This window comes from Nonomuraea mangrovi, from assembly GCF_042681425.1.
GTDB classification, from domain to species: Bacteria; Actinomycetota; Actinomycetes; order Streptosporangiales; family Streptosporangiaceae; genus Nonomuraea; species Nonomuraea mangrovi.
This window is the reverse complement of record NZ_JBHUFV010000079.1, coordinates 119795-132305: the sequence shown is the minus strand read 5'-3', so window position 1 is coordinate 132305 and position 12511 is coordinate 119795. Positions and strand designations below refer to the sequence as shown.

At 70.5% G+C, this 12511-nt stretch carries 14 protein-coding genes; 5 read left to right on the top strand and 9 right to left on the bottom strand.

Annotated features, from left to right (window positions below):
* The first annotated feature begins 3 nt into the window (after window positions 1-3).
* Genes ACFSKW_RS46965 through ACFSKW_RS46955 form a run of 3 tightly spaced genes read left to right on the top strand, consistent with a single transcriptional unit; the run spans window position 4 to window position 1413 of the window.
* Complete coding sequence (locus tag ACFSKW_RS46965; RefSeq protein WP_354906673.1) at window positions 4-453, top strand: RrF2 family transcriptional regulator; 450 nt, start codon at window positions 4-6, stop codon at window positions 451-453.
* 50 nt (window positions 454-503) lie between these two features.
* On the top strand, window positions 504-647 hold the full coding sequence (locus ACFSKW_RS46960) for a hypothetical protein (RefSeq protein WP_379581118.1): 144 nt from the start codon (window positions 504-506) through the stop codon (window positions 645-647).
* Window positions 634-1413, top strand: coding sequence for a DNA-formamidopyrimidine glycosylase family protein (locus ACFSKW_RS46955; protein WP_379581117.1), 780 nt, complete (start codon window positions 634-636; stop codon window positions 1411-1413). The genes ACFSKW_RS46960 and ACFSKW_RS46955 overlap by 14 nt, the downstream gene beginning before the upstream one ends.
* A 9-nt stretch (window positions 1414-1422) precedes the next feature.
* Here the strand turns inward: ACFSKW_RS46955 and ACFSKW_RS46950 are convergent, their stop codons facing one another.
* The 8 genes from ACFSKW_RS46950 to ACFSKW_RS46915 all read right to left on the bottom strand — a co-directional run bounded on the left by ACFSKW_RS46950 (window position 1423) and on the right by ACFSKW_RS46915 (window position 10087).
* Complete coding sequence (locus ACFSKW_RS46950; RefSeq protein WP_354906842.1) at window positions 1423-1779, bottom strand: helix-turn-helix domain-containing protein; 357 nt, start codon at window positions 1777-1779, stop codon at window positions 1423-1425.
* A gap of 259 nt (window positions 1780-2038) precedes the next feature.
* Window positions 2039-2542: a CinA family protein gene (locus ACFSKW_RS46945; protein WP_379581116.1), complete on the bottom strand. Its 504-nt coding sequence runs from the start codon at window positions 2540-2542 to the stop codon at window positions 2039-2041.
* Between the two features lie 4 nt (window positions 2543-2546).
* Window positions 2547-3119 carry a CDP-diacylglycerol--glycerol-3-phosphate 3-phosphatidyltransferase gene (pgsA, locus tag ACFSKW_RS46940; protein ID WP_379581115.1) on the bottom strand — a complete coding sequence of 191 codons (573 nt, stop codon included), beginning with the start codon at window positions 3117-3119 and terminating at the stop codon, window positions 2547-2549.
* On the bottom strand, window positions 3116-4522 hold the full coding sequence (rimO, locus tag ACFSKW_RS46935; RefSeq protein WP_379581114.1) for a 30S ribosomal protein S12 methylthiotransferase RimO: 1407 nt from the start codon (window positions 4520-4522) through the stop codon (window positions 3116-3118). Before rimO ends, pgsA begins: the two co-directional genes overlap by 4 nt.
* 56 nt (window positions 4523-4578) lie before the next feature.
* Window positions 4579-5352, bottom strand: coding sequence for a helix-turn-helix domain-containing protein (locus tag ACFSKW_RS46930; RefSeq protein WP_379581113.1), 774 nt, complete (start codon window positions 5350-5352; stop codon window positions 4579-4581).
* A 76-nt stretch (window positions 5353-5428) separates the two neighbouring features.
* Entirely contained in the window at window positions 5429-7927 is a 2499-nt protein-coding gene (locus ACFSKW_RS46925) for an FtsK/SpoIIIE family DNA translocase (RefSeq protein WP_379581112.1), read from the bottom strand.
* 292 nt (window positions 7928-8219) lie between these two features.
* Window positions 8220-9122 (bottom strand): aldose epimerase family protein, encoded by a 903-nt coding sequence (locus ACFSKW_RS46920; protein WP_379581111.1) that lies wholly within the window; start codon window positions 9120-9122, stop codon window positions 8220-8222.
* Window positions 9119-10087 (bottom strand): LacI family DNA-binding transcriptional regulator, encoded by a 969-nt coding sequence (locus ACFSKW_RS46915; protein ID WP_379581110.1) that lies wholly within the window; start codon window positions 10085-10087, stop codon window positions 9119-9121. The genes ACFSKW_RS46920 and ACFSKW_RS46915 overlap by 4 nt, the downstream gene beginning before the upstream one ends.
* Before the next feature lie 208 nt (window positions 10088-10295).
* On the opposite strand from ACFSKW_RS46915, the gene ACFSKW_RS46910 reads away from it, so the two are divergent.
* Both ACFSKW_RS46910 and ACFSKW_RS46905 read left to right on the top strand, forming a co-directional pair.
* Complete coding sequence (locus ACFSKW_RS46910) at window positions 10296-11180, top strand: NAD-dependent epimerase/dehydratase family protein (RefSeq protein WP_379581109.1); 885 nt, start codon at window positions 10296-10298, stop codon at window positions 11178-11180.
* A gap of 40 nt (window positions 11181-11220) precedes the next feature.
* Entirely contained in the window at window positions 11221-11412 is a 192-nt protein-coding gene (locus ACFSKW_RS46905) for a hypothetical protein (RefSeq protein ID WP_379581108.1), read from the top strand.
* 304 nt (window positions 11413-11716) lie between these two features.
* Here the strand turns inward: ACFSKW_RS46905 and ACFSKW_RS46900 are convergent, their stop codons facing one another.
* Window positions 11717-12511 carry an NAD-dependent epimerase/dehydratase family protein gene (locus ACFSKW_RS46900; protein WP_379581107.1) on the bottom strand — a complete coding sequence of 265 codons (795 nt, stop codon included), beginning with the start codon at window positions 12509-12511 and terminating at the stop codon, window positions 11717-11719.

The following is a 12511-nucleotide window of genomic DNA, read 5'->3' as shown; positions in this document are numbered from 1 at the left end:
AACATGCGCCTTTCCGCTCGTGTCGACTACGCCCTCCGTGCCGCCGCTGAACTCGCCGCAGCAGGGGCGGGCCCGACCACCGTGGGCGAACTCGCCAAAGAGCAGGACATGCCGCCCAAGTACCTGGAGAACATCCTGCTGCAGATGCGCCGTGCCGGGCTCGTCCGCGGCCAGCGCGGACCCGAGGGCGGCTACGTGCTGGCAAGACCCGCGGCGGAGATCTCTCTTGCCGACGTGATCCGCGCGGTCGACGGCCCGCTGGCCAACGTGCGGGGCGAGCGCCCCGAGCACGTCGGCTACCGGGGGCCGGCCGAGTCGCTCCAGCAGGTCTGGATCGCCCTGCGGGCGACCGAGCGGGCCATCCTCGAGGAGGTCACGCTGGATCATGTGGCGACCGGCGCGTTGCCTGAGAGCGTGCGGTCGCTGGCCGCCGACCCCGCCGCCTGGGACTGACGTCCCGCCCACCGGAACAGGGCGAGCGCGACAAGCTCGGGAGGAACGGCATGGCGAGGACCGCGGACCCTCAGCGGCGTTCCGATTTGCCCGACGCGATCGTCGACCACCTGGCCGTCGCCAGGCTGATCCGCGAGATCGAGGGGCCGGCCGCGGGCGGCCGGCCGGGGGTGAGCGCCCATGCCCGAGGGTGATGCCGTCTACCGGACGGCCGAGCGCCTGCGCCACGCACTCGACGGCCGCGTGCTGACCAGGTCCGACTTCCGGGTGCCGCGCCACGCCACCGCCGACCTGACCGGCCGCGCGGTCACACGCACCGAGTCGTACGGCAAGCACCTGCTGACCAGGGTCGAGGGCGGCCTGACCGTGCACACGCACCTGCGGATGGAGGGGAGCTGGGTCGTCATGCCCGAGGGGCGCCGGCTCCCGCAGGGCGACAAGGTGCGGCTCGTGCTGGCCAACGCCGAATGGCAGGCGGTGGGCGTCAGACTCGGGATGGTGGACCTGCTCAGAACCGAGCACGAGGACCGTGTGATCGGCCACCTCGGGCCCGACCTGCTCGGCCAGGACTGGGATCAGGACGAGGCGGTCGCCAGGCTGCGCGGGAATCCGGACACGACGATCGGGGAGGCGCTGCTCGACCAGCGCAATCTCGCGGGGATCGGCACGATCTACCGCGCGGAGACACTCTTTCTCAGGGGGGTGTCACCCTGGCGCCCCGTCGGCGCCGTAGCCGATCTCGACGGCCTGGTCTCGCTCGCCCGGCGGTTGCTGGAGGCGAACAAGGATCACGCGAGCACCATTACCACGGGTGACCGCCGTCGTGGCTTCGAGACGTGGGTTTATGGCAGGGCTGGGAGACCCTGCCGCCGATGCGGATCTCGCATCAGACGCGGGGAGATGGGGGCACAGCCACAGGAACGGCTGATCCTGTGGTGCGACCGCTGCCAACCGGGCTGAGCCCAGCCGTCAGGCGGCCACCATGTCCTTGACTTCGGGGAAGACCGAGTCGCCTATCGACCCGGGAACCGTCTCGGACAGCGGCAGGCGCTCTCGCTCCGGCACATCCGCCAGCACAGGAGCGGCCTGGAGCTCCGCCAGCGCGAACTGGTCGGAAACCTCACGCAACACCTGCGAAAGCGGCACGCCCAGTGCGCCGCAGATCGAGGCCAGCAGTTCGGACGAAGCCTCCTTCTGACCACGCTCCACCTCGGACAGGTAGCCCAGAGACACGCGCGCCAGCGTCGACACCTCACGCAGGGTGCGTCCCTGCCGCACCCTCAGCCGCCTCAGAACGTCTCCAAGAAGCTGACGCAGCAGAATCATCTGTCGCTCCCTCCCCGGCGCGGTGGTCTTCTTCACCGTGCCATGCGCGATCGGATCGTGCCGCCCGTTCTTTCTCTTCGCTTCGTACATACTCCTCGCCGTCATCATCGGGCGCCTGCGCGGATCGTTGGGCCCGCCAGCCTGGCTCGCGGGGCTTGCAGATGGCTCACGGACCTCACTCACAGCTCCACCGTACCTGTATCCACCGACACCGCGTCAGACCGTGGTTCGCATGTTCGCTGGGGACGTAACACGGTAATCACCCGGAATGTTCCCCCATGTTCGTCTCAAGCACACCTGCAAGGAGATCTACGGCCTCGTCCACGGTTCTCTGCCTGATGCGCCCACGCGAGCCGCCCCGCACCAGATCCCGGTGCCAGATTCTCCCCTCAGGGCCGCTCAGCGCCACGTGGACGGTCCCGACGGCCTTTCCGTCCTGCGGGTCGGGTCCGGCCACTCCGGTGACCGCCAGGCCGTACGTGGCGCCGCAGAGCCGGGCGACCCCGCGCGCCATGGCCGCGGCCACCTCGGGGTGCACCGCGCCCTCCCGTTCGAGCAGCTCCCCAGGTACGGCCAGCAGGTCCCGCTTCAGGTCGGTGGCGTAGGAGATCACGCCTCCCCTGAAGGCCGCCGACGACCCGCCCACCGCGGTGAAGGTCGCGCCGAGCAGCCCGCCGGTGAGCGACTCCGCCACCGCGAGCGTCGCGCCCTGCCGGACCAGCAGGTCGATCACCCCGGCGGCGCCCGGCACGTCGGTCCGCATCAGCTCACTCCGCCCTGGCCCGCTTGGCCACCTGCCTCAGCCTGATCGCGCGGATGACGTAGTCGACGCCCGTGACGACCGTCACGACCAGCGCGGCCCCCATGACCACCCAGCGGATCACGTCGGGCACGCCGGGAAAGAGGTAGAGCACGATCGCCGCGATCTGCAGCACGGTCTTGACCTTGCCGCCGTAGCTGGCCGGTATGACGCCGTGCCTGATCACGATGAAGCGCAGCAGCGTGATGCCGACCTCACGGCCGAGGATGACGACCGTGACCCACCAGGGCAGCTCGTTCAGGACCGACAGGCTCACCAGTGCCGCCCCCGTGAGCGCCTTGTCGGCGATCGGGTCGGCGATCTTCCCGAAGTCGGTGATCAGGTGGTAGCGCCTGGCCAGCTCCCCGTCGAGATGGTCGGTGATCGAAGCCACCCCGAACACTCCCAGGGCCGCGTATCTCCAGCCCGTGCCTGGCAGGAAGAGGCAGACGACGAAGAAGGGGACGAGCGCCAACCTGAGCACCGTGAGGACGTTGGCGATGTTCCACGGGCTCACCACCCGACGCTCGTCCCGGGTCATGGACCGGCCTTGATGCGAGCGATCAGATCGACCCCCTCGGCGTCGACCACGATCGCCCTGACGATTTGTCCCGGGACCAGACCGATGCCCTGAACCGTGACGGACCCGTCGACCTCAGGGCCCTGGTGGGCCGCCCTGCCCTCATACCCGCCGTCGCCCAGGTCCTCGTCGATCAGCACGTCGACCTCGGTGCCGATGCGCTCCTCCGCGCGCTGCGAGGTCAGCTCCTCGGCCAGCTCGGTGAGGATGCGCACCCGCTCGTCGACGACCTCCTGCTCGACCTTCGACTCGAACGTCGCCGCCTCGGTGCCGTCCTCGTCGGAGTAGCCGAACACGCCGACGACGTCGAGCCTGGCCTCCTCGAGGAAGCCCACGAGCTCGCCGAACTCCTCGTCGGTCTCGCCGGGGAAGCCGACGATGAAGTTGGAGCGCACGCCCGCCTCGGGAGCCTTGGCCCTGATCTGCTCCAGCAGGCCGAGGAAGCGCTCGGGGTCGCCGAAGCGGCGCATCCTGCGCAGGACGGTGCCGCTGGCGTGCTGGAAGGACAGGTCGAAGTAGGGGGCGACGCCCTCGGTCGCCGCGATGACGTCGAGCAGCCCCGGGCGCAGCTCGGCGGGCTGCAGGTAGCTGACCCGCACCCGCTCGACGCCCTCGACCGCGGCCAGCTGCGGCAGCAGCTTCTCCAGCGCGCGCAGGTCGCCCAGGTCCTTGCCGTAGGAGGTGGAGTTCTCGCTCACCAGGACCAGCTCGCGCACGCCGCGGTGGGCCAGCCAGTCGGCCTCGGCCAGCAGCTCCTCAGGGGCCCGCGAGACATAGGCGCCGCGGAAGGCGGGGATGGCGCAGAACGAGCAGCGGCGGTCGCAGCCGGAGGCCAGCTTCAGCGAGGCGACGGGGCTCTCGTCGAGGCGCTTGCGCAGCACGCGGGGGCCGCTGGCGGGCGCGAGGCCGGCCGGCAGGTCGCCGTGGCCGGGGATGCTCGCCTTGGCCGCGGAGCGCTCCACAGGCGAGATCGGCAGCAGCGTACGGCGGTCGCGCGGCGTGTGCGGCTTGAGCGTCCTGCCGGCGAGCACGTCGTCGAGGCGCTCACCGATCTCGGCGTAGTCGTCGAAGGAGATCACCGCGCTGGCCTCGGGCAGCGCCTCGGCGAGCTCGTTGCCGTAGCGCTCGGCCATGCAGCCCGCGGCCACCACCTTGGCGCCCGAGTCGGCCGCGGCCAGCAGTGTGTCGATGGAGTCCTTCTTCGCCGAGTCGATGAAGCCGCAGGTGTTGACGACGACGACATCGGCGTCGTCGTCGCCCAGCTGCCAACCGGCAGCATCAAGTCGCGCGGCGAGCTCCTCGGAGTCGACCTCGTTGCGCGCGCAGCCCAGAGTGATCAGCGATACGGTTCGGCGGGATGACATGGTGGACACTACGGTATCGGCACTTGGCCACTACCGGCGCACCTCCCCCGCACTAGTCATCGCGGACGGGCCGCCGACACCCCGTAGGTCCTGCTGACCACCTCGCCCCGCGCACCGGGCGAGCCGAGGTCCTTGCCGTTGACCTGGAGTGACACCGCTCCCGCGTCGTGCATGGTCATGTTGACCGTCTTCTTGGCCGTCCACGTCGAGGTCTTGCCCGCCTTCAGCGTGCCCGCGAAGAGCTTGCGCCCCTCCGAGTCGCGCACGTTGAGGTAAGAGGTCCGCTTGGCCTTCACCTTGACGACCACCATGTCGTTCTTCTTCTGCGTGGACAGCGCCGCCGTACGGCGGGCAGGCCCCGACCCCGGCGCCAGGCTCGCGTTCGGCGGCACGCGCGGCACAGAGGAGGCGGGCTGGACGTCCGCCGTGGGCACCTCGCCTGAGCCGCCCATCACCCTGACGACGCCGAAGACCACCACGATGGCCAGGGCGACGCCCAGCGCCATCGTCCAGTTGGGGCCCCTGCGCTCGCGCAGCTTCAGCCCCTTGAAGTTCTGGAAGACGGCCGCCGCCCTGAGTGGCTGCGACACGCCGCCGTGCTGTGCGTCGTAGAGATGCGCCATCGCCTCGGGGTCGGCGCCGACCGCCTTGGCGATCGCCCTGACGTGGCCCCTGGCGTAGAAATCACCCCCGCACATGGAGAAGTCGTCCCGCTCGATGGCGTACAGCAGTGCCTCGCGAATCCGGGTGGTCGCGCTCAGCTGGCCGACCGTCAGCCCCGCCATCTGCCTGGCTTCGGCCAGGATGGCCCCAATGCTCTGTTCGTTCACGACGAACGCCTCCCCGCCCCGACGTTGCGTAGTTACTCCTATTCAATCAGTTATTGTCGGCAACGGTGCGCAGGGGTCACTCTCCCCGCAAGTCGGCCAGCAATCCGGGCAGGTCATCGGGCTTGAGCAGCACCTCTCGGGCCTTGGAACCCTCGCTGGGGCCGACGACGCCACGCGACTCCAGCAGGTCCATCAGACGGCCCGCCTTGGCGAAGCCGACCCTGAGCTTGCGCTGGAGCATGGAGGTCGAGCCGAACTGGGTGGTGACGATCAGCTCGGCGGCCTGGATCAGCACGTCGAGGTCGTCGCCGATCTCCTCGTCGATCTCCTTCTTGACCGCGACGGCGGCCACGTCGTCGCGGTACTCGGCCTGCATCTGCTGCTTGCAGTGGCCGACGATCCCGGCGATCTCCTTCTCGGAGACGAACGCGTTCTGGATGCGGATCGGCTTGCTCGCGCCCATCGGCAGGAACAGCGCGTCACCCTGTCCGACCAGCTTGTCGGCGCCGGGCTGGTCGAGGATGACCCGCGAGTCGGTGAGCGAGGACACCGCGAAGGCCAGGCGGGAGGGGACGTTGGCCTTGATGAGCCCGGTGACGACGTCGACGGAGGGCCGCTGCGTGGCGATCACGAGGTGGATGCCCGCGGCGCGGGCCAGCTGGGTGATACGGACGATGGAGTCCTCGACGTCGCGGGGGGCGACCATCATGAGGTCGGCGAGCTCGTCGACGATCACCAGCAGGTAGGGGTAGGGCTGGTAGACGCGCTCGCTGCCGGGCGGCGGCACCAACTTGCCCGCCCTGACGGCCTTGTTGAACTCGTCGACGTGCCTGAAGCCGCTGGCGGCCAGGTCGTCGTAGCGGCGGTCCATCTCGCCCACCACCCATTCGAGGGCCTCGGCGGCCTTCTTGGGGTTGGTGATGATCGGCGTGATCAGGTGGGGGATGCCCTCGTAGACCGACAGTTCCACGCGCTTGGGGTCGACGAGGACCATGCGGACCTCGTCGGGGGTGGCGCGCATGAGGATCGAGGTGATCAGGCCGTTGACGCAGACGGACTTGCCCGCGCCGGTGGCGCCCGCGATGAGCAGGTGCGGCATCTTGGCCAGGTTCGCGACGATCGTGCGGCCCTCGACGTCCTTGCCGAGACCGACGATCATCGGGTGGTGGTCGGCCTGGGCGACCTGGGCGCGCAGCACGTCGCCGAGCGCGACCAGATCCTTGTCGGCGTTGGGGATCTCGACGCCGATGGCCGACTTGCCGGGGATGGGCGACAGGATCCTGACATCGGCCGACTTCACGGCGTAGGCGATGTTCTTGGCGAGCGCGGTGACCTTCTCCACCTTCACGGCGGGGCCGAGCTCGATCTCGTAGCGCGTGACCGTCGGGCCGCGGGTGAAGCCGATCACCTGCGCGTCGATGGCGAACTGCTCGAGCACGCTGGTCAGCGCGTTGACCACCGTGGTGTTGGCCTTGGTCTGCGGCTTGGGCGCGGTGCCCGGGCTGAGCGACTGCAGGTCGGGCAGGACGTACGGGCCCGCCTGGGGCGACAGTACGAGCTGCTCGACCTTGCGCGGCGCGGGGGTCGGCTCGGGCGGCGCTGTGGGCTGCCGCGGCGGCTCGGGCGCCTCCTGCGGCTCCTCGTCGACCAGGCCGGGGACGATCTCGGGAGAGTGCCTGTCCTTCTCCGCGATCACCGGGGTGTCGTACGGCTTGGCGCCGTCGGGCAGGTCCTGCTTCTTCGTCCTGACCCGCTTCTTGCCCGTCTCGCCCTGCTTGGGCGGCGCGCTCTTGTCGAACAGCATGTGGCGCAGCTCGGCCAGCCGCTCGGGGATCCTGTGCACGGGCGTCGCGGTGATCACCAGCACGCCGAAGCCCGACAGGAGCAGCAACAGGGGGATCGTCACCCACGCGGGCAGGATGCTGGCGGGCGGCGCGGAGACGATGAAGCCGACCATGCCGCCCGCGGCCGACACCTTGTCCATGCCGTCCGTGGTGTCGCCGGCCGGATAGGGCACGTCGTTGACCACGTGGATGACGCCGAGCACGCCGGTCAGCAGCGCGCTCCAGCCGATCACCATGCGCCCCGTGTCGGCGTTCTGGTCGGGGTGGCGCAGGAAGCGCCACGCCAGCAGGCCGAGCAACAGCGGGATCGCCCACGCGAGCGAGCCGAAGACGCCGTGCATGACGGCGCTGACGAACTCGGAGACCGTGCCCTTCGACTGCCGCCACGTCATGGCGGCCAGCACGATCGCGCCCGCCAGCACCGCCAGGCCCGCCCCGTCGCGCCGGTGGACGGGGTCGAGCTCGCGCGCCTGGTTGCCCAGGGCCCTGGCGGCGCTGCCTATGCCGTTGGCCACCAGCATCCACAGGCCGACGATCAGCTTGCCGATCATGGTGAAGACCCAGCTGATCGGGTCCTGGTGAGTGGCGGGGGGTCTGCGGGCCGACGCCGACGTCTTCGCCTTGGGTCGCGAGGATGACTGGGCTGTCGTCCGCTTGGCCGGAGTCGAGCGTGACGAGGTCGGTCGCTTCGCCGGCCCCTTCGATGCGCCTTTCGGCGTACGGGTGGCCATGATGCCAAAGGTACGTCGGAGACCACGGCGATGGCGCGGAGGCTCGCCGATGTCCCCAATGTCTAGATTGCAGCCGTCTCGGCCGATCGGACGCCGCGAGGGCGGTTCACTGCGCGACGCACGAGGATCACGCCGGCCGGGCCCCTCCCTACCGGACGGGCCCAGGACCGGCCGCCGCGAGCCTCCTCAGACAGGCCGGCGGACGACCACCGCGAGCCTCCTCAGACAGGCCGGCGGACGACCACCGCGAGCTGCCTCGGGCTGGGAGGCGGACCGGCCGCCGCGAGGAGCGTCAGGCGGGGAAGCGGTAGACCGTCGTCGAGGTGAAGGTCTCGCCGGGCCGCAGCACCGTGGAGGGGAAGTGCGCCTGGTTGGGCGAGTCGGGGAAGTGCTGCGTCTCCAGGCAGAAACCCGCGTGCCTGCCGTACGGCGTGGCCACCCCGTCGAGCATCCCGCCCGCGTAGAACTGGACGCCCGGCTCGGTGGTGGAGACCTCCATGACCCGCCCGCTGACCGGCTCGACGACCCTGATCCCGCCGTCGAGGACGAAGCAGTGGTCCTCCCAGCCGGCGATCGGGCGGGGCTCGGTGAAGTCGAAGCCGGTGCCCTTCACGGGTGCCGTCTCACCCGTCGGGATCTTCCCGTCGTCCACGGGGAGGTAGTGCTCGGCGTCCATCTGCAGCACGTGCCCCAGCACGTCGCCGCCGCCCGCGAGGTTGAAGTAGGTGTGATTGGTCAGGTTGAGCACGGTCGGCGCGTCGGTGGTGGCCCGGTAGTCGAGGCGTAGCGCCCGGTCGGCGAGGGTGTAGGTGACCGAGGCGGTCAGCGTCCCCGGGTAGCCCTGGTCGCCGTCGGGGCTGACCAGTTCGAGCGTGACGGCCGAACCCGAGGCCGAGGTCACCTGCCAGAGCCGCTTGTCGAAGCCGTCCACGCCGCCGTGGAGGCTGTTGCCGCCGTTGTTGACCGGCAGCTGATGGGTGGTGCCGTCGAGGGTGAAGCGGCCGCCCGCGATGCGGTTGCCGTACCTGCCGACGACGGCGCCGAAGTAGCGGCTGCGCGTGCGGTAGTCCTCGGGGTCCTCGAGGCCGAGGACCACGTTCACGCCGTCCACCTCCAGCGATTGCAGGGCCGCGCCGTAGGTCAGGACGGCCGCACGCAGCCCCTCGGTGGACAGTTCGTGACGCTCGATGCTCACCTGCGTGCCTCTCCTGTCGATTCGCGGACGACCAGGCTGGTCTCCAACGTCGTCACCCCCGGCGCGCCTTCGGCGTCGACGGAGTGCAGCAGCAGGTCGACGGCCATACGCCCGGCGGCGGCCGTCGGCATCGCGATCGTGGTCAGCCTGGGACTTCCCAACCTGCCCGTCACGATGTCGTCCACGCCGATCACGCTCAGGTCGCGCGGCACCTCGGTGCCGCGCTCGGCCAGCCCCTCCATCAGCCCGATGGCGACCAGGTCGTTGTAGGCCAGCACGCCGGTCGCACCTGAGGCGAGCACGTCCGTCACCGCCGACAGCCCGCCCAGCGCGGTCGGCGGGTTGGGGCCGAGGAAGACCACGTCCGCCTCGCTCGTCGCGGCGGCGGTCTGCATCTCCTTGCTCGTCCACGACCCGCTCGGACCCGTGACCAGCGCGATCCTGCGGTGCCCGAGCGCGACCAGGTGCTCGAGGGCCAGCCCCGCACCCCTGCCGACGTCCATCAGCACGGTCGGCATGCCCTTCACCCTGCGGTTGACGACCACGAGCGGCACCTCCTCGCCGAGCCGCTCGATCGTCTTGTTGGTCAGGCGGGGGCTGCAGAGCAGCACGCCGTCGACCTGCTTGGCGAAGGCCTGGATCAGCTCCTCCTCCACCTGCGGGTCCTCGTCGGTGTCGGCGACGAACACGTGGTAGTCGCGCAGCCTCGCCTGCGCCTGCGCCGCCTTGATCAGCGACGAGAAGAAGGGGTTGGCGATGTCGGCCACGATCAGCCCGAGATTGTGGGTCTTGCCCGTGGTCAGCGCCCTGGCCGCCCTGTTGGGCCGGTAGCCGAGGTCGTCGGCCACCGCGAGCACTCTCGTGCGCGTCTCGGCGTTCACCAGATGGGGCGCGGAGAAGGTGCGCGACACCGTCGACACGTGCACTCCCGACGCCCGCGCGACGTCCCGGATCGTCACCGTCACACCCGGCCTCCTCCGACCACTCGCCCGCACTCTACTGCAATCGGTTGTATCACTGTCAACCAGCCCTGTCCCTGACCGCTCGCCGCAGCAGCGGCGCGTTATTGCTGCTCGGGCGGGTGGTCACGAACGCTTGACTGGTCAGTGTCATGCCCCAATACTCCAGTGCAACCGGTTGCTAAGCTCGAGCGCTCAGGAGTGATGAAGTCCGATGACACGAACACTGGTGACGGGCAGCGCCGGACGGCTCGGCCGCAGCGTCGTCACCGCGCTGTCGCAGGCGGGCCACGAGGTGATCGGGATCGACACCGTGGCGGGCACTCCCGCTCATGCCGCGGCCACCATGCCCGCGGACCTGGCCGACCTGGGCGAGGCCTACGAGGTGATGACCCGGTTCAGGCCGGACAACGTGGTCCACCTGGCCGCCATCGCCACCCCCTTCAGCAGGACGGAAGGAGTCACGTTCCGCACGAACACGCAGCTCGCCTTCAACGTGTGCGAGGCGGCCGCCGCCACGGGCGTCGGCGGCGTCGTGGTCGCCAGCAGCCCCACCGTGATCGGGTACGGCACGCCCGCCTGGACGCCGCGCTACCTGCCCATCGACGAGGAGCACCCGACCGAGCCGTGGAACGCCTACAGCCTGTCCAAGCAGGTGGCCGAGCAGGTGATGACCACCTTCGCGCGCGCGTCCGCCACCAGGTTCGCGGCCGTGCGACCGTGCTACGTCGTCGCGCCCGAGGAATGGGAGGGCGCCCCCACACAGCAGGGCCACACGATGGCCGAGCGCCTGGACAGACCGGAGCTGGCAGGGGTCTCGCTCTTCAACTACATCGACGCCAGGGACGCCTCCGACCTCGTCGCCGCCCTGCTCGATCGGCTGTCCGTCATCCCGAGCGGCGAGGTGTTCTTCGCCGGAGCGGCCGACGCGCTGGCCCGCGCGCCGCTGGCCGAACTCCTGCCCGAGGTCGTCCCCACCACCGCGGCCGCCGCCCCCGCCCTGACCGGTAATGCACCGGCCTTCACCTCGGCGAAGGCGGAGCGGCTGCTCGGCTGGACGGCCAAGCGCAGCTGGCGCACCGAGCTGGCCGAGGCATGAGCTGCTCGTCCCCCTCGACAGGACTCTGGCCTTCACCCGCGTGCTGGAGGCCGTCAGGGTCGCGCCCGACCCGGTACCGATCGCCGACGTCCGCCAGGAGATCACCGGCGAGGACCGGGTCCTGCCGGGCATGCGCGAGCTGGTCGCCACCTGCGCGGAGCGACTGGCGCTCTACTCGGAGCTCGACACCCCGTGGGCGGTGCAAGCGCTTGCGGCGGCGAGCGACACGTAGGCCTTGACGTCGCCGGCGGAAGCTCCACGCCGCCACCCGGAGGCCAGGACCGACCGAAGCGCGGGTTCCCGACCGGCCGGAGGCGGAGGGAAACCGGTTGCCATCAGGTGCCCGCCCCCATGGATCGGGCGCCCAAGGTTTCCGACCAGTTCGCGCCGGCGGAGCTCCAGGCCGCTCCTGCGCCGGCGGATGTGCCGGAGCGAGAACGCCTGCCGCTGTCCGAGACGGTTCCCGGGTCGACAGGCGACCCGGGAACCGTTTGTGCCCCGGGAGGTCGGGTGCCGCGATCACTGCCTATGGGGTTTCACCAGCGCCCGCCCAGCTCGTGCAGGGTGAACACGCCGCCGACCCTGTCGTGCAGGGGTTCGGTCAGGTCGGGTTCGCCCTGCTCGGCGATGATCGGGGCGGCGTGCCCCTCGGAGTCGTCGCGCGACTCGTAGCCGATCGCCTTCGCCTCGTCCAGGGACCACCACCTGCGCGTGTTGTCGGACACGCCCCACACCACGTGGTACCCCGTCGCCTCCATGGCCGCCTCCAGGAGGCGGGCGCAGTCACCGGGCGAGATCCAGGTGGCGAGGCCCCTGGTGTCGCCCGAACCCTCGTTGCAGGTGCCGAGCCTGACGATCGTCACGTTCATCCCGAACCTGTCGTGGTACAGGCTGCCCAGCGCCTCCATCACGACCTTGCTCACGCCGTACAGCGTGTCGGGCCGGGGGAAGGCGTAGTCGGGCAGTTCGGCGCCGCCGTCGGGGCGGGTGTGGAAGCCGACCGAGTGGTGGCTGCCCATGAGCACGACGTGCCGTACCCCCTCCTGGCGGGCGGCCTCCATCAGCACGTAGGTGCCGTTCATGTTGGCCTCGACGATGTCGGCCCACGGGTGCTCGCGGCTCTGGCCGCCGAGGTGGATGACGGCGTCGACGTCCTTCATGGCGACGGCCATGGCGGCGGCGTCCGCGAGGTCGGCGACGACGACCTCCTCGCCGGGTCCCGCCTCCAGGGGGACCAGGTCGGACAGGCGGAGGATCCGTCCCTCGCGGGCCAGCAGCGGGCGGAGCAGGGTGCCGACTTTCCCGGCCGCGCCGGTGACAAGGATGCGCAT